Raw genomic sequence first — 16053 nt, 5'->3', positions numbered from 1 at the left:
GGCGGGGCGTCGGGGTGCGGACGGTGGGGGGCGGGGCCCGGCCGGGCGGTCAGGGCCGGCCGGCGGGCTCGGCCGGCGGCCACCAGCTGAGGTAGCGCTCGCCGCTGTCGGCGAACACGGTCGCCACGACCGCGTCCGACAGGTCGTGCCGGCGGGCGAGTTCGAGGCAGCCGTACGCGGCCGCACCCGCGGAGATCCCGACGAGGAGCCCCGTGCGGGCGGCGAGGGCGCGTGTGGTGGCGGCGGCGTCCGCGTCGTCGACCGCGATCACCTCGTCGATGAGGTGGACGTCGGTGACGGGGCTGATGAATCCGCCGTTGAGGCCGGGGATGCGGTGCGGGCCCGGCTCGCCGCCGGAGAGCAGCGCGGAGCCGGAGGGCTCGACGGCGACCACCTTCAGGTCGGGGTTGCGCTCGCGCAGGTAGCGGGCGATGCCGGTGATGGTGCCGCCGGTGCCGATCCCGCACACCAGGTAGTCGACGTGGCCGCCGGAGTCGCGCCAGATCTCGGGCCCGGTCGTCTCGTAGTGGGCGCGCACGTTGTCGGGGTTCTCGTGCTGGCGCGCGTACCAGGAGCCGGGCATCAGCGCGTGCAGCTCCTCGGCGCGCTCGACGCAGGCCCGGAAGCCGAGGGTGTGGTCGGTGAACTCGACGTCGGCGCCCAGCATGCGCAGGGTCAGCACCCGCTCGTTGGAGGCGTTGGAGGGCAGGACGATCAGACACCGGTAGCCGCGGGAGGCACAGAGCGCGGCCAGGGCGATGCCGGTGTTGCCGGAGGTCGACTCGATGACGGTGGCACCGGGCACCAGCGCACCGGACTCCTCGGCGGCCCGCAGCATGAAGAGGGCGGCCCGGTCCTTGATGCTGGACAGCGGGTTGGCGGACTCCAGCTTGGCGAGGACCCGGGCGGTGGCGGGCAGGCCGTCGAGCTGGAGGCGGAGCAGCGGGGTGTCGCCGACGAGATCCTCGAACGAAGCCGCGATGCGGCGGGTGGTGAGCGCGTTGTTCACGTGCCTCCCCCTTTTTGGTGCTGGACGTGCGGGCGGTCCTTCGCAAAGTAGCCAGCGGCGGTGGTGCGCGATTGGTGCCCGGCTCGCGGGGAACTCGAGCCTCGCTCGCGCACCACCCGCTGCGGTGCCCGGCCTGTCCCGTTGGTGCTAGAGGCGCTGCTAGAGGGAGTTGACGTCGACGGCCCCGGCCATCGCCCGGTAGCCGGCGTCGTTGAGGTGGAGGCGGTCGGCGAAGGCGAACTCGGCCTTGAGCTTCTCCGGGTGCTCCGGGTCGGCCACCGCGCGGTCGAAGTCCACGACGGCGTCGTAGGCGCCGCTGGTGCGGATCCACCGGTTGACCTCGGCGCGCACCTGGTCGCCCTGCGCGGTCCAGTAGCCGGAGTCCCCGTAGGGCGGGATCGTGCCTCCGATGATGCGGACGCCGCGGGCGTGGGCCTCGCGGATCAGTTCGCGGTACCCGGCGATGATCTGCTGGGCGGTGACCCGGGGTCCCGTGGTGCAGCGGTCCTGGACCCCGTCGGGCTGGACGATGTCGTTGGTGCCCTCCAGGACGATCACCGTGCCGGTGTCGGGGCGGCCGAGGGCGTCGCGGCGGAAGCGGTTCAGGGCGCTCTCGCCGAAGCAGGGCGAGTCGGTGAGCACCTTGTTGCCGCCGATGCCCGCCTTGAGGACCGGCCGTGCGGCCCCCTGGGCGGCGAGGCGTGCGGCGAGGGCGTCGGAGTAGCGGCGGTCGGCGCCGGGGGTCGCGCCGAAGCCGTCGGAGAGGGAGTCCCCGAAGGTGACGACCGCGTTGCGGCGCGGGCCGGGGGCGGCGGGGTTCTTCACGTCGACGCCGGCCAGGTAGTACCAGGAGAAGCTCTGGTCGCCCGGGGCCGAGAAGGCGTCCGCGGCGGAGTCGCGCAGGTGGTCGCCGGCGGCCCGGAAGGAGGTGGCCATGGCGACGTTGTGGAAGGTGGCGGGGCCGGTGGGGCCCTGGAACCAGAAGGTGACCGTGAGCTGTTCGAAGGCCTGGACGGGGAGGGCGACGGCGTCGCTGGAGCGCTCCGCGCCGGGCGCGAGGGTCACCGAGCCGGAGCCCCCGAAGCGCAGCGTGCGGACGGTCTCCGGGCGGACGGCGGCGCCGCCCGCGCTCTTGGCGACGGTCGCGCCGGTCAGCCGCAGCGGGGTCTTGCCGTAGGCGTTGGACAGGCGGACGCGCAGCTCGCCGCCCTCGGCCCCGGCCCGGATCACCTGGCGCACCGACTGGTCGCGGAAGCCCTCCTCGGACCAGTTGGGGAACCAGTCGGTGTGGGTGGGGGCCTGCGGGGAGGCGCCCCAGGCGCTGTGCCAGGGGCTGCCGTACGCGGCTGCGGCGGGGGTGGCGGTGGTGGCGGCCGCGGCCAGGAGGGCGGCGGCGAGCGGGGCGACGAGAGCGATCTTGTTCTTGTTCACACCACCCTGACGCGCGGCGGCATGCGGATGTGACAGGAGGGCCGGATGTTTTTTCGGGACTCCGACCCTCCTGCCGGGCGGTCCGTCAGCGGCGCAGGCCGGCGAGCTTGTCCGGGTTGACCTGGATGCGGAGGTTGCGGAGCAGGCCGTTGTCCAGGTCGTAGGTGAGCACGGCGGTGGGTGCTCCGTCCAGCTCCGCGAGGATGCCGAGCTCCCCGTTGACCAGGGCGGGGGTGACGGTGACCCCGGCGTTGGCGGGCTTGGCGAGGACGCCGAACAGCCAGCGGGCCACGTGGTCGGGGCCGTGCAGCGGGCGGCGGGCGGCGGTGACCTTGCCGCCGCCGTCCGACCAGGCGGTGACGTCGGGGGCGAGCATGGCCAGGACGGCGTTGATGTCGCCCCCGGCGCAGGCGGTCAGGAAGCGCTCCGTGACCCGCTCGCGCTCCGCGGCGTCGGTGTCGAAGCGCTGCCGCCGGGCGGCGACGTGCTTGCGCGCGCGGGAGGAGACCTGCCGGACGGCCGGCTCCTCGCGGTCGAGGAAGCCGGCGATCTCCGCGTGCGAGAAGCCGAAGACCTCGCGCAGGACGAACACCGCCCGCTCCAGGGGGGAGAGCGTCTCCAGGACGACGAGCATCGCCATGGAGACGCTCTCGGCGAGCTCCTGGTCCTGGGCCGCGTCGGGCGAGGTGAGCAGGGGCTCCGGGAGCCAGGGGCCGACGTACTCCTCCCGGGTGGCGCGGGCGGAGGTGAGGCGGTTCAGGGAGAGGTTGGTGACCGTGCGCACGAGGTACGCCTTGGGGTGGCGCACCTCCGAGCGGTCGGCCTTGTGCCAGGTCAGCCAGGCGTCCTGGACGATGTCCTCGGCGTCGCTGACGGTGCCGAGCATGCGGTAGGCGGTGGCGAAGAGCAGCCTTCGGTGCTCGTCGAAGGGGTCCGTCTCGGGTTCGGTCGCGGTCACCGCTCGATTCTGCACGGGGCCCCGTGCCCGCGGCGCCCCGGGGGCCGCCGGGCGGTGGGGAGTTGGGGTTCGAGGCTCTAGGAGAGGGTGCGGACCCGCTGGTCGCGGAGGTCGTAGCGGGCGGCGGCGACGGCGAGCCGGCCGGCGGATACCGCGCGGGCCAGATCGGGTTCGGCGGCGAGCCGGTCGCGGGTGCGGCGGGCGTGGGCGTCGATGGTGGCGGCGACGCGGGCGTCGCCCTGCTGTCCGTGGTCGATGGACGGGCGTATCTGGTCGGCCAGGTACTGGATGTGGGCGGGCAGCCGGCCGCCGGTCTCGTCGGCGTGGACGGCGGCGCCGACGGCTCCGCAGGACTGGTGGCCGAGGACCAGGACCAGGGGGATCGCCAGTTCCAGCACCCCGTAGGCGATGCTGCCGAGCACGGCCTCGTCCAGGACCTCGCCGGCCGAGCGGACGGTCAGCAGGTCGCCGAGCCCCTGGTCGAAGACGAGCTCGGGCGGGACGCGGGAGTCCACGCAGCCGAGGACGACGGCGAAGGGGTGCTGTCCCGTGGCGAGCCGCAGCCGGGTCGACGGTGACTCGTGCGGGTGCTGCTCGCGCAGGGTGCGCCAGCGCCGGTTGCCGGCTTCCAGTTCGCGCAGGGCCTGCTGCGGTGTGGTGGGGCGGTCGGCGGTGCCCGGCTGCGGGGCGGCGGAGGCGGGGAAGGCGGGGCCGGGGGCGAGGACGGATCCGGCGGCGGCCGTACCGGCGACGGCGGTCCGCAGCAGGGCGCGCCGGCTGGGCGCGGCCCCCTCGCGTACCGGATCGGTGTTCGACGTGTGCGCGTTCGACGCGTGCATGTTCGAAGACATGGGCGCCAGCATGGCGCTTTACCGGCCCTTGACCCAAGCGTGCGGGGACGGTTGTCCGAAACCCCTCCGGCCCCGGCTCAATCCCCCGTGCCGGACGTCCGAAGTGCGACGACGGCCGTCCGGCCTGCGGTGCGGACCCCGCACGGCGCCGGGGGGCCTGTCAGCAAGACGGCGTCGTACGGGCCGAGTTCGACGGGCCCCTGCGGGTGGTCGAGCCGGGCCGGGCCGTCCAGGGCGACGACCAGGAGGGTGGTACCCGGCGGGGCGGAGAGGGGGAGCGAGCCCCGGACGACGGCGGTGTGCGCCTGGACGCGGCCGCGCCGGTACATCACGTTGAAGTTCACCACGGGCCCGTCCAGCAGCCGGCAGCCGGTCGGCGCGTCCCCGGGGAAGTCGCAGGGCGCGTACCGCTCGTCGACGCGCCGGGGCTCCCCCGCGACGGTGAGGTCCATGCCGGCGCCCTCGGCGAGGGTGAGGGTGCGGTCGACGCCGGGGAACTCCGAGAAGGGGCCGTCGGCGGCGACTTCGGCGAGGCTGACCCGCCAGCCGAAGTCCGCCGTCCCCGCGTCCTCGGGCTCGGCCGCGATCTCACGGGTGACCCCGCCGCCGTTCTTCCAGGGCACCGCCGTACGGTCGGCGGCGCGCAGGATCCGGATGGCGGCGGGGCCGGGCATGCGGGGTTTCCTTCCCTCGGGGTTCAGGCCGAGACTAGCCCGCCTGGTTCACGGCGAAGTCGTCGCCGCGGACCGGGCCCTGCCCGTACCAGCCGTGGAGGTAGACGGTCACGGTTCCGGAGGCGCCGGTGGTGAAGGGCACCGTCAGCTTGGTCCAGCCGGTCGCGCTGGTCCACGTACTGGCGCTGGCCCCGCCGCGGACGCCCAGGTAGGCGTAGCCGCCCTGGACCCAGCCGCTGAGCGCGTAGGCGGTGTGGGGCGCCAGGGTGAGGGTCTGGGCGCATTCGCCGGTGTGGGCGGAGTCGGGGTTGGCCTGGACGGCGTACGTGCCCGCGTGGACCGGGGCCGTCACGACCGAGCCGCCGTTCTCGCAGGCCCAGGGGGCCAGGGCGCCGCTCTCGAAGCCGCCGTTGACGAGGGCGCCGCTGCCGCCGCCCGGGCCCGAGACGGTGAGGGTGAAGGCGGCGCCGTGGCTGGTCTTCCCGGCGGCGGTGACGGTCAGCGGGTAGGTGCCGGGGGCCGCCGTGGCCGAGGCGGCGACCGTGAGCTTGGCGGTGGCGCCGGCGGTGACCGCGTCGGGGGTGAGGGTGGCCGTGACCCCGGCGGGCGCGCCGGAGACCGTCAGCGCGAGGGGCTGGGCCGCGCCGGAGGTGACCTGGGTGGAGACGGTGGCGGTGGTGCTCGCGCCCGGGGTCACCGAGGCGGAGCCGGGGGCGACGGAGACCGAGAAGTCGTCGGCGGCCGGCCCGCCGCCGCCGGTGAAGGGGGCGAAGGCGTGGGTGAAGTACCAGGGGTCCTGGGCGATGCCGGAGCAGGTGTCGGAGCCGCCGGTGCCGGGGCAGCCGCCGTTGTCGCGCTGGAGGGCCCAGAAGGAGAGGGTGTTGATGCCCTTGGAGACCGCCCAGTCGTACACGGCGGTGGCGTTGGCGGTGGTGAAGGTCTCGGCGGGGCCGTAGTCGTCGATGCCCGGCATCTCCGTGACGCCGATCATGCCCCACAGCTGCGCCGGGGTCCGGTCCGGGTAGAGGGCGGCCAGCTGGTCGTAGAGGCCGGTGGCTGCGGTGCGGGTGTCGGCGGCCATGTCGTGGGTGGCGCCGTCGTAGTAGTCGAAGGTCATCAGGTTCACCACGTCGACCCTGGCTCCGGCGGCCTTGGCGCTCTTGAGGACCGCCAGTCCGCTGCTCGCGAGTCCGCTCGTGGTGGTGGGGAGGGTGTAGGAGATCTGGAGCGGGCGCCCGGAGGCGGCGGCCCAGTCCTGGAGCTTCTTGATCGCCTGGTTGCGGCGGTCGACACCGGCCTTGTTCGTCAGGGACTTGTCCTCGATGTCCATGTCGAGGCGGCTGACGTCGTAGGTGGTGACGAGCTTCTGGTAGGCGGCGGCGATCGAGTCGACGCTGGTGCAGCTGTCGGCGATCTCGGTGCCCCCGCTGTCGGCCGCGTAGCCGCCGAAGGAGGGGATGACGTCGCCGCCGCGGGCCCGGATCGCGGCGAAGTCGGCGCCGAAGACGGAGTCGGCGACGGGCTGTTGGGTGGAGCCGTTCCAGTAGGGGGTGCAGGAGCCCTTGGCCTCGGTCTGTACGAAGGCCATCGTCAGGTACTTCGCGCCCGACTTCTGCGCGAGGTCGGCGGGGCTGTCGGAGGAGTACGCCTCGAAGTAGGGGGCGAAGACGTGCGCGGGCAGTGGGGTGGCCGCGTAGGGGGTGGCCGCCTGGGCGGGCCCGGCGCCGACGGCGGCGAGCAGTCCGGCGGCGGTGACGAGGGTGGCGCAGGCCGCGCTTAAGCGGCGGAAGGCATGCTGACGCAGTCTCAACGAAGGCTCCCGGTGGGGCGCGAGCGAACGGGCGGACGCCTCATGATTGGTCTGGACCAGCTTCGGGTCAAGGGGTCCGACCGGTCCGCGCCCCGCCGGGAGCCGGGCGTTCAGCGCAGGATGCCCGCCTGCCGGGCGGCGCGGATCCAGGAGGGGAACTCCGACAGCAGCCGGTCGTACAGGTCGGCGTCCGGGATCCGGTCGATGTCGTCGACGGCGAAGAAGCCGACGTTGTCGACCCGGCGGCCGGGCATCGTGTCGAAGCGTTCCAGCACGCCGAAGCCGGCCCGGCCGAGGCCGACGAACTGCCAGAACACCGGCTCCTCCACGGCCTCCCGCAGCTCCCGTTCGATCTCGGCGTTGCGGTAGACCCCGCCGTCGGAGAAGAACAGGACGAGGGTGGGCGCGGGCACCGGGTGGGCGCGGACGAAGGCGCGCACCTCGGCGATGACCTTCTGCTCCTCGTTCTGGAAGCCGACCTGACGCATGTCCACCTGGCCCGGGACCAGGCCCTTGGGCGGCTTCCTGCGGCCGAAGACGCCCATCTGGCCGACGCGCACGTGCAGCCGCAGCCACTCCGGGAGGTCGCCGATGGCGAGGTCGGGCAGCCGGGCGGGGTTGGTGGCGAAGGTCCAGGCCTGCATCTCGCCGTCGTCGTCCAACTGCGCGGCGACGGCCGCCATCCGCTCCACCACGCCCGCCACGGTGCCTCGGGAGTAGAGGGTGCTCATCGACCCGGAGGCGTCGAGGACGAGGACGACGCGGGCGGTGACGTCGGGCGCGCCGGCCTTGCGGAGGCTGACGGCCACCTGCTCCTTGCGCAGGGACAGCCTCCCGCGCATCTCCGGCGGCAGCCACTCCTCGCCCTTGACCAGGCGCACGACGGGCTCGACCGGGGCGGGAGCGGCACCGGGAGCCGGGGCGGCGGCAGCGTCGACCCATGCCGGCGCGGGGGCTGGGGTGGGGGTCGCGGCCGGGGCGGGAGCCGTATGCCGTGCGGGGGCCGGGGCCGGGGCGGGAGCCGTACGCCGTGCCGGGGCCGGGGCGGGAGGGGGTGCGGCGGCCGGGGCTCGGCGGGGGGCCGGGGCCGGGGCGGGAGCCGGCGTCGGCGCGGGCGGCGTCGGCGGGGTGTCGTCCACCGTGATGCCGTAGTCCGTCGCCAGTCCCGCGAGGCCGCTCGCGTACCCCTGGCCGACGGCCCGGAACTTCCATCCTCCGGCCCGCCGGTAGAGCTCCCCGCCGACCAGGGCGGTCTCCGGCCCGGCCTCGATCGGGAAGTGGGCCACCTCGGCTCCCGACACCGCGTCGAGCAGCCGCAGGTGGAGCCCGGGGACGTGGCCGAAGGTGCCGCCGTCGGCGGAGGCGCAGAGCAACACCCGCGCCACGTCCGGCTCCAGGGCGGCCAGGTCGACCTCGACGGTGTCGGCTCCCGGCCGCTTGCCGGCGTGGCGTACGGCGCCGGAGGCGTGCCTCGGCTGGTTGTAGAAGACGAAGTCACCGTCGGAGCGGACCCGTCCGCCGCCGGCCAGCAGCAGCGCGGACGCGTCCACGTCGGGTACGCCCGGCCCGGCGGACCAGCCGAGCACGGCTCTGACGGAGGCTGCCGCGACCGGCAGGTTGGCTCCCTTGCTCATTGTCGTCACGCCGCACAGTCTGCCCGGTGGCGCCGCCCGCGGGCAGCCGAACGCGGACGGGCGGCCCGGACCGCGGGATCCGGATCCGAGCCGCCGCCCCCGGGAGTCCTCAGCCGCGGAACTCAGGCGTGCGCTCGGGCGAGGCCTCGGCCAGGGCGCGGGTGACCTCCTCGACTCCCCCGCGCAGCCCGTAGACCGGGGTGGCGGGCTGCTGGCGCCAGGAGTCGTCGATGCCGCCCGCGTCGACGGTGTCGAAGCCGAGCTCGTCGATCAGCGCGCGGACGGCCTTCTTCGCCCCCTCGTCGTCACCGGCGACGGGCAGGGCCATGCGGTCCGGGTCGCCGGCGGGGCGGGGCCGCTCCAGGATGTCGATCGCGTAGGTGCCGTTGAAGGCCTTGACCACCGGGTGGCCCAGCTGGCGTTCGGTCCAGCGGCTCTCGGTGAGGCCCTCGTCCTCGACGGCGGCGATGCGGCCGTCGCGCTCGCGCGGGTAGTAGTTGTTGGTGTCGATGAGGGCGAAGCCCTCCGCGGCCTCCGCGAGGAGTCCGGCGGGCAGGTCGGGCACGTTCTTGAAGGGGACGGTGACCACGACGATCTCGGCGCCGCGAGCCGCCTCGGCCACGGTGACCGGGGTGGCCCCGGTCTCCTCGGCGAGGGCGGCCAGGGTCTCGGGGCCGCGGGAGTTGGCGACGCGTACCTCGTGTCCGAGGGCGGTGAGCCGGCGGGTGAGGTTGCCGCCGATGTTGCCGGCGCCGATGATGCCGATCTTCATGAGCTCTCCAGTGCGTACGGAGTCGGATATCGCGTCCCTGGCAACCTCCGGCCCGCCCACCGCATTCCGCCGCCGCCCGGACCCGGGTGCACAGATCGCCCGTACGGGCGAAATCTCGCCATTTCCCGGACAAGGAGAACCCGTTGGCGTTGTTTCCCCGTCTTCCGGGGCAGCCGGGGACCGTACCGGCAGCAGCACGTGATCAGGGGAAAGGTACCGACCGATGCTCCAGTTCCCGACCAAGCGCGCCACGTCCGTCGCCCTCGCCGCCACGGCGGGTGCGGCCGCCCTCTCCTTCGGCCTCGTCTCCGGCACCTCGGCCACGGCCGCCGCGCCGCCGTCCGTCTCCGGCAGCCCGGAAGGGGCGTTCACCCGGATCGCCGACTTCTACGGCTCCTACATCGACGCGGTCTACGACGGCGACGGCCGGACCGCGGACCAACTGCGCGCCTTCTACCTCTCCGAGCCCCTCCAGCGGGAGCTGAGGCAGTGGGAGGAGGCCAACCACGCGAACGGGGTGCTGCGCGCGCAGAACGTGCCGCTGAAGTGGAAGGTGACCTCCGTCGACAGCGGGATGGGCAAGACCAACGCCGCCGTCACCCTGACCTGGAGCGGCAACACCACGACCACGCTCCACGTCCAGGCCGACCTGGCGACCCGGAAGATCACCTCGATCCGGGACTGATCCCGCTCCCGCACGCGCCGGCGGGCCCGCCGAAGCGGGCCCACCGGTGGCCCGGGCGGTGTCCCGGGCCGTGTCTCAGGCGCCGCTCGCGCCGAGCATCTCCTCGCGCTCCACGATCTTCACGCGCTCGCGGCCCTGCGGCTCGCCCAGCGCCTTCTCCGCGGCGTCCAGCCGGTACCAGCCCTCCCAGGTCGTGTAACGGACCTGCCGCTCGGCGAGGAAGGCCTCGACCGCCTCGGGCTCGGGGGCGGCGGGGGTGAGGAGCCGACCCCGGGCGTGGTCCTCGAGGAGGTTGGCCACGGTCTCGTTGGCGTCGCCCTTGGTGTGGCCGATCAGGCCGATGGGGCCGCGCCGGATCCAGCCGGTGACGTAGGTCGAGGCCATGTGCCCGCCGGCCTCGATGACACGGCCGCCCTCGTCCGGGACGGTGCCCGACTCGACGTCCCAGGGAAGCTTGGGCAGTTCGTCGGAGAGGTAGCCGACGGCCCGGTAGACGGACCGGACGTCCCAGTCGGTGAACTCGCCGGTGCCCTTGACGTTGCCCGTGCCGTCGAGCTCGGTGCGCTCGGTGCGCAGGCCGACGACCTTGCCGTCCTCGCCGAGGATCTCGACCGGGGACTCGAAGAAGTGCAGGAACAGCTTGTGCGGACGGTCGCCGGTGTCGCGGATCGCCCAGTTCTCCAGGGTCTTGGCGACCATGTCCGCCTGCTTGTTGGAGCGGCGGGTGGTGATCGAGCCCTCGTCGTAGTCGATGTCCTCGGGGTTGACGATGACCTCGATGTTGGGCGAGTGGTCGAGCTCGCGCAGCTCCATCGGGCTGAACTTCGCCTGCGCGGGGCCGCGGCGGCCGAAGACGTGGACTTCCAGGGCCTTGTTGGCCTTGAGGCCGTCGTAGACGTTCGGCGGGATCTCGGTGGGCAGCAGCTCGTCGGCGGTCTTGGCGAGGATGCGGGCCACGTCGAGCGCGACGTTGCCGACGCCGAGGACGGCGACCTTCTCGGCCTCCAGCGGCCAAGTGCGCGGGACGTCCGGGTGGCCGTCGTACCAGGAGACGAAGTCGGCGGCGCCGTAGGAGCCGTCGAGCTCGATGCCGGGGATGGAGAGGGCGCGGTCGGCCGTGGCCCCGGTGGAGAAGATCACGGCGTCGTAGAAGGAGCGCAGCTCGTCGAGGGAGATGTCGCCGGGGTAGTCGACGTTGCCGAAGAGGCGGACCTGCGGCTTGTCGAGGACCTGGTGCAGGGCGGTGATGATGCCCTTGATGCGGGGGTGGTCGGGGGCGACCCCGTAGCGGATCAGGCCGAAGGGGGCGGGCATGCGCTCGAAGACGTCGATGGACACACCGGGGTCGGCGGCGGCCTCGGACTTCAGCAGCGCGTCGGCCGCGTAGATACCGGCGGGGCCGGCGCCGACTATTGCTACCCGCAGGGGGCGAGGCATGGTGGGTTCCCTTCGACCGACAATCTGACTGATCAAGGAAACCCTAAACTAAGGCCACCCTAACCCCGTACCCGCCTCCCGTTTATGCCCCCATAAGGCGATCTTATGACATGCCAAAGCCCGACTTCTGCCTGACCGAACCCTGACTCCGGCCCGGCTCAGCCCGCGTATTCGGTCAGGTCGATGCTGTACAGGGTGACCGGCGCTCCGGTGGCGGGGTCGGCGGCCTCGCCGTCCTGGGCCATGCCGAGCTTGCGGATCACGTTGGCCGACTCCTCGTTGCCGACCCGGTTGACGGCGACCACCCGGTCCAGGCCTCGGTCCTGGAGGGCGAACTCCAGCGCGGCCTGCGCCGCTTCGGAGGCGTAGCCGTGCCCCCAGAAGGGCCGGCCGAGGCGCCAGAGGACCTGTACCTGGTGGCGGGTCTCGGGCAGGTCGTCGGCGGCGGACAGGCCGACGGCGCCGATCAGCTCGCCGGAGGCCAGCAGCTCGACCGCGAAGACGCCGAAGCCCTCGTCGTCCCACTCCTCCTCCCAGAGCTCGATGGCCTCGGCGGCGCCGTCCAGGTCGAGGACGGAGCCGTCGCCGATCCAGCGCATCACGTCGGGGTCCGAGGTGATCTCCGAAAGGGGGACGAGGTCGTCGTCGGACCAGCGGCGCAGGAGCAGGCGGGGGGTGCGGATCTCGGTCATGCCCCCCATCCTGCCGAACCGGCCCCCACCAGGGGTAATCGGGGGCCCGGCGGGCGGTCCGGGTCAGCCGACGGTGATCTGGTCCAGCTTGGCGCGCAGGTAGGCGTGGGAGTCGACCGGCTCGTGCGCCACCCGGCCCACCGGGGCGGGCAGGGACTCCACGCGGGTGTGGGCGTCGCACTCGTAGAAGTAGACCAGCGAGACCAGTTCCTCCGCCGGGGCGTGCGCGGGCGGCGGCAGGACCCGGTGGCGGCCCGCCCGCCAGCGGTCGCCGGTCCAGCGGGCCAGCAGGTCGCCGATGTTGACGGTGAGCGCCGCCGGGTCGTACGGGGCGTCCTGCCAGCCGTCGGCGTCGGTGTGGATCTGGAGGCCGCCCGCGCCCGCCTCGCGGTCCAGGACGGTGACCGTGCCGAAGTCCGTGTGCGGCCCGATCCGGAACTGGCCGGGCAGCGGCTCCCCGACGGTCTCGGCTCCGGGGTACCAGTTGAGGTTGAACCCCCAGGTGGGGTGGCCGGTGTGGCGGGTGAAGTGGTCCTCGGGCAGGGTCAGGGCGGCCGCGAGCAGCTCCAGCAGCTCGTCGGAGAGGGCCCGCATGGCCCCCAGGTACGCGGTCACGGGCTCCCGCAGGCCCGGTACCTCGGCGGGCCAGGTGTTCGGCCGGAACCATTCGGCGTCCACCGAGGGCATCCCTGTGGGCTCGTCGGCGGCGAAGGACCAGGACTCCTTCAGGTCGGGGGGCGAGGCCGTCCCCTCGGCGTAGCTGTTGGCCTCGGCGCCGGGGCCGAGCCAGCCTCGCCCGCCGACGCTGACGGCGTACGGCTGCTTCACCTCGGGCGGCAGCCGGAAGAAGGACCGCGCGGCCTCCCGGATCCGGGCGGGCAGGGCGGGGTCCACCCCGTGGCCGGTGACCAGCAGGAAACCGGCCGCCTGGAGGGCCTCGTCCACCCGGGCGGCGATCCGGGCACGGGCGGCGGGGCCGCCGGAGCGCCACGGGCCGAGATCGATGACGGGGACCTGGGAACTCGCCATGGAGGGTGCCTTCCGCGGGGGGACGTGAGGAACAGTAGGGGTTCAGGGGCGTTCGAGGCCGCTGCACGGCGGCGAGTAGTCCAGATGGGGCATGTACGAGGCCCACTGCGCGCGCGTGATCCGCGGGCCGGTGTGCGCGCAGGCCCCGGCCAGGGCGTGGTCGAGGTCGGTCGCGGACAGCCGCAGGGTGCTGTCGTAGCCGCCCGAGGCCAGAACGGTCCCGTCGGGGCTGAAGGCGACGGAACCGACGGCGGTGACGTGGCCGGTCAGCGTGGCGAGCGGGGACGGGCGGGCGCCGCGGGCCACGCTCCACAGCCGGACCGTCCGGTCGTCGCTCGCGCTGGCCAGGGTGCGGCCGTCCGGGCCGAAGGCCACCCCGCCGACGACGTCGGTGTGCCCGGTCAGGGTGGCGAGCGGGGCGGGGCGGCGCGGCTCGGCCAGGTCCCACAGCCGGACCGGGGTGCGGCCGCCCGAGGCGGTGGCGAGGGTGCGGCCGTCGGGGGCGAAGGCCACGGAGAACACGGCGGTGTCGTGGCCGCCGACGACGGCCAGCGGCTCGGGCCGGGTGCGGTCGCCGACGTCGGTCAGCCGGACCGTGGTGTCCTCGCCGCCGGTGGCGAGGGTGCGCCCGTCGGGGCTGAAGGCCACCGCGCGGACGGTGTCCCGGTGCCCCCGGACGGTCGCGGTCTCGGCGGGGCCGGCGGGGTCGGTGACGTCCCACAGGCGGACGCCGCCGCCCGCTCCGGCGGTGGCCAGGGTGCGGCCGTCGGGGCTGAAGGCGAGGGCGCGCACGTCGGCCTCCCGCGCGGGGAGCCCGGCGGTGACGGCGGGGTGGGCGGGGTCGGTGACGTCCCAGAGCCGGACCGCCCCGTCGGCCGCGGCGGTGGCCAGGGTGTGCCCGTCCGGGCGGTAGGCGAGGGCGCGCAGCGGGGCGCCCTCGCCGCCGAGGGTGGCCACGGGGTCGGGCCGGCCGCTGCCCCGGGTCCGCCACAGTCGGGCGGTGCGGTCCCCGCCGGCGGTGGCGAGCTGGCGGCCGTCCGGGCGGTAGGCGACGGCGACGACCTCCTTGCCGTGCGCGGGCAGCGAGGTCATCAGCGCGGACAGCAGGCCGTCGCGGGTGCGGGCCGTCGGCGAGAGCCGGTAGGCGGTCAGGCCCAGCTGTACCGCGAGGCCCGGTTCGGCCGCGGCCACGTCGGCGGAGGTCTCGGCGAGGTTCTGGGCGACCGCTTCGTTGCGCTGGCGGGTGACCTCGTCCTCGGCCCGGACGGCGCTGCCGGTGGCGACGGCCGCCACCACGACGAGGCAGGCGAGCGCGCCGACCAGCAGGCGCAGCCGGCGGGTGCGGCGGCGGGCCGAGTCCCCGGCGGCGGCCTCGGCGGCGGCGCCCGCGGCCAGGAACTCCGCTTCCGCGGCGGTCAGGACGGGGCCCCCGTCGGCGGTGAGTTCACGGGCCAGGGCGAGCGGGGCGCCGCGGAGCAGCGCTCCGGGGTCACGGCCCACGGCCTCCCAGGCACGGGCGGCGTCGGCGAGCTGGCGGTGGCGGCGCAGCCGCTCGCGGTCGTCGGTGAGCCAGCCGCGCAGCCGGGGCCAGGCCCGGATGAGGGCCTCGTGGGTGAGCTCCACGGCTCCGTCGCCGAGGGTGAGCAGGCGCAGGGCGGCCGCCCGGGCGAGGACGGTGCGGGTGTCGGCGTCCTGGCCCAGTTCCACCCGGTCGACGGGCCGTTTGGTGTCCTCGGTGCCCTCGCCGAGGGCGATGAGGTGCACGAAGACCTGCCGGGCCAGGCGCTGTTGCGGCGCGGAGATGGAGTCGTACAGGGCCTCGGCGGATTGGGCGAGGGCCCCCTCGAAGCCGCCGGCGGCATGGAACCCGTCCAGGGTGAGGGCCGCGCCCCGGCGCCGGCGCCAGGTCTCCAGCAGGGAGTGCGAGAGCAGCGGCAGGACGCCGACCTGGCCGTGCGCGTGGGCGACGAGGGTGGCCTGGAGGCCGCCCTCGACGGTGAGTCCGGCCCGGCGGGCGGGTTCGACGACGGCCCGGCGCAGTTCGGCGGCGCTCATCGGGCCGACGACGACCTGGGCCTCGCGGAGCACGTCGACGAGTTCGGGGTGGCGGGTGCAGTGGGCGTAGAAGTCGGCGCGCACGCCGAGGACCACCCGGCAGCCTGAGCCGGGGCGCCGGGCCGCCGCGACGAGTCCGGTGACGAACCGGGAGCGCTCGTCGGGGTCGGCGCAGACGGTGAAGACCTCCTCGAACTGGTCGACGATCACCACCCGTTCGGCCGTACCGGGGGCTGCGGCGGGGTCCGTGCCGGGCTCCGGGCGGTCGATGCCGAGGGCGCGGCGGGCGCGGTCGAGGGGGTGCGGGCCGGGGGTGAGGACGGTGACTTCGCGGGCTGGGGTGTCGGCGTGCAGCCGGGGCAGCAGGCCCGCGTGCAGGAGGGAGGACTTGCCGGCCCCGGAGGCGCCGACGAGGGCGACCACCCGGTGCCGGGTCAGGGCGGTGAAGAGGTCCTCCACGAGGCGTTCACGCCCGAAGAAGAGGGCCGCGTCCTCCGTCCGGAAGGGCGCGAGGCCGACGTACGGGAGCCCCTGCGCGGCCGTCGCCCCCGCGGCGTCGGCACCGGCGGGCCCCGGTCCGGGGCCGTCCGCCGCCAGTTCCACGGCCGCCGCGTGCCAGCGGCGTTCCCACGCGTCCGCGTTCCCGCCGCAGGCGCGGACGTAGGCGAGGGTCACGTCGAGGCTGGGCAGCCGGCGTCCGGCGGCGGCGCCGGACAGGGTGGCGACGGAGTAGTGGGCGCGCTCGGCCATGTCGCGGTACGGGGGCGAGCCGGCCTCGTGGCGCAGCCGGCGCAGGGCGGTGGCGAACTCCAGCAGAGGCCCGTCCTCCCCTTCCAGCGGACGTTCCTTGCGTGCCATGCGCCGCCCCTTCCCCCGGGACCGTTTTGGACCTGCCGGGGTGGATTGTTCAGCAATTGTTTGTTCAGTTCCAGGGCGCCGACGGCGAACAACGCCGGGCGGCTACACCTGTGTCGGACGGCGGGCCGCGCAGGGCGGCGCCCACACCCTCGGAGGGG

Annotated in this window: 13 protein-coding genes; 1 reads left to right on the top strand and 12 read right to left on the bottom strand. The window is 74.7% G+C overall.

Translation table 11 applies throughout. The annotated features are described in order from the left end of the window. Positions 1 to 49: 49 nt before the first annotated feature. The 8 genes from ACFY0O_RS12895 to ACFY0O_RS12860 form a co-directional block, all read right to left on the bottom strand. A complete protein-coding gene (locus ACFY0O_RS12895; protein ID WP_388946312.1) occupies positions 50 to 1009 on the bottom strand; it encodes a PLP-dependent cysteine synthase family protein in 960 nt (319 codons plus the stop codon). A 159-nt stretch (positions 1010 to 1168) separates the two neighbouring features. Beyond that, complete coding sequence (locus tag ACFY0O_RS12890; protein ID WP_388946310.1) at positions 1169 to 2440, bottom strand: SGNH/GDSL hydrolase family protein; 1272 nt, start codon at positions 2438 to 2440, stop codon at positions 1169 to 1171. A gap of 85 nt (positions 2441 to 2525) precedes the next feature. Then, positions 2526 to 3398, bottom strand: a complete 873-nt coding sequence (locus ACFY0O_RS12885; RefSeq protein ID WP_388946307.1) for an RNA polymerase sigma-70 factor — start codon at positions 3396 to 3398, stop codon at positions 2526 to 2528. Positions 3399 to 3475: 77 nt separating this feature from the next. Beyond that, positions 3476 to 4249 (bottom strand): carbonic anhydrase, encoded by a 774-nt coding sequence (locus tag ACFY0O_RS12880; protein ID WP_388946304.1) that lies wholly within the window; start codon positions 4247 to 4249, stop codon positions 3476 to 3478. A 77-nt stretch (positions 4250 to 4326) separates the two neighbouring features. Next, positions 4327 to 4923 (bottom strand): HutD family protein, encoded by a 597-nt coding sequence (locus tag ACFY0O_RS12875; RefSeq protein ID WP_388946301.1) that lies wholly within the window; start codon positions 4921 to 4923, stop codon positions 4327 to 4329. A 34-nt stretch (positions 4924 to 4957) separates the two neighbouring features. Then, complete coding sequence (locus ACFY0O_RS12870) at positions 4958 to 6733, bottom strand: glycosyl hydrolase family 18 protein (RefSeq protein WP_388946298.1); 1776 nt, start codon at positions 6731 to 6733, stop codon at positions 4958 to 4960. Between the two features lie 110 nt (positions 6734 to 6843). Further along, positions 6844 to 8367, bottom strand: a complete 1524-nt coding sequence (locus ACFY0O_RS12865) for a VWA domain-containing protein (RefSeq protein ID WP_388946709.1) — start codon at positions 8365 to 8367, stop codon at positions 6844 to 6846. Positions 8368 to 8476: 109 nt separating this feature from the next. After that, entirely contained in the window at positions 8477 to 9139 is a 663-nt protein-coding gene (locus ACFY0O_RS12860; protein WP_388946295.1) for an NADPH-dependent F420 reductase, read from the bottom strand. A 223-nt stretch (positions 9140 to 9362) separates the two neighbouring features. On the opposite strand from ACFY0O_RS12860, the gene ACFY0O_RS12855 reads away from it, so the two are divergent. Further along, a complete protein-coding gene (locus tag ACFY0O_RS12855; protein ID WP_388946292.1) occupies positions 9363 to 9824 on the top strand; it encodes a hypothetical protein in 462 nt (153 codons plus the stop codon). Positions 9825 to 9899: 75 nt separating this feature from the next. Here ACFY0O_RS12855 and ACFY0O_RS12850 read toward each other — a convergent pair whose 3' ends face one another. The 4 genes from ACFY0O_RS12850 to ACFY0O_RS12835 all read right to left on the bottom strand — a co-directional run bounded on the left by ACFY0O_RS12850 (position 9900) and on the right by ACFY0O_RS12835 (position 15895). Continuing rightward, the gene (locus ACFY0O_RS12850) at positions 9900 to 11261 is read right to left on the bottom strand and encodes an FAD-dependent oxidoreductase (protein WP_388946290.1); all 1362 of its coding nucleotides are present in this window, start codon (positions 11259 to 11261) and stop codon (positions 9900 to 9902) included. A 158-nt stretch (positions 11262 to 11419) separates the two neighbouring features. Further along, positions 11420 to 11953: a GNAT family N-acetyltransferase gene (locus tag ACFY0O_RS12845; RefSeq protein WP_388946288.1), complete on the bottom strand. Its 534-nt coding sequence runs from the start codon at positions 11951 to 11953 to the stop codon at positions 11420 to 11422. A 63-nt stretch (positions 11954 to 12016) separates the two neighbouring features. Further along, positions 12017 to 12982: an isopenicillin N synthase family dioxygenase gene (locus ACFY0O_RS12840; RefSeq protein WP_388946285.1), complete on the bottom strand. Its 966-nt coding sequence runs from the start codon at positions 12980 to 12982 to the stop codon at positions 12017 to 12019. Positions 12983 to 13024: 42 nt separating this feature from the next. Further along, positions 13025 to 15895, bottom strand: coding sequence for a hypothetical protein (locus ACFY0O_RS12835; protein ID WP_388946282.1), 2871 nt, complete (start codon positions 15893 to 15895; stop codon positions 13025 to 13027). Positions 15896 to 16053: the final 158 nt, after the last annotated feature.

Origin of the sequence: Streptomyces sp. NPDC001594 (genome assembly GCF_042893675.1) — a bacterium.
Taxonomy (GTDB): domain Bacteria; phylum Actinomycetota; class Actinomycetes; order Streptomycetales; family Streptomycetaceae; genus Streptomyces.
This window is presented reverse-complemented; position numbering and strand designations above follow the sequence as displayed.

Excerpts from the sequence above, each read along its gene's own strand:
- ACFY0O_RS12880 (WP_388946304.1), bottom strand. The coding sequence starts at position 4,249 with ATGTCTTCGAACATGCACGCGTCGAACGCGCACACGTCGAACACCGAT.
- ACFY0O_RS12875 (WP_388946301.1), bottom strand. The coding sequence starts at position 4,923 with ATGCCCGGCCCCGCCGCCATCCGGATCCTGCGCGCCGCCGACCGTACG.
- ACFY0O_RS12865 (WP_388946709.1), bottom strand. The coding sequence starts at position 8,367 with ATGAGCAAGGGAGCCAACCTGCCGGTCGCGGCAGCCTCCGTCAGAGCC.
- ACFY0O_RS12860 (WP_388946295.1), bottom strand. The coding sequence starts at position 9,139 with ATGAAGATCGGCATCATCGGCGCCGGCAACATCGGCGGCAACCTCACC.
- ACFY0O_RS12855 (WP_388946292.1), top strand. The coding sequence starts at position 9,363 with ATGCTCCAGTTCCCGACCAAGCGCGCCACGTCCGTCGCCCTCGCCGCC.
- ACFY0O_RS12850 (WP_388946290.1), bottom strand. The coding sequence starts at position 11,261 with ATGCCTCGCCCCCTGCGGGTAGCAATAGTCGGCGCCGGCCCCGCCGGT.
- ACFY0O_RS12845 (WP_388946288.1), bottom strand. The coding sequence starts at position 11,953 with ATGACCGAGATCCGCACCCCCCGCCTGCTCCTGCGCCGCTGGTCCGAC.
- ACFY0O_RS12840 (WP_388946285.1), bottom strand. The coding sequence starts at position 12,982 with ATGGCGAGTTCCCAGGTCCCCGTCATCGATCTCGGCCCGTGGCGCTCC.
- ACFY0O_RS12835 (WP_388946282.1), bottom strand. The coding sequence starts at position 15,895 with ATGGCACGCAAGGAACGTCCGCTGGAAGGGGAGGACGGGCCTCTGCTG.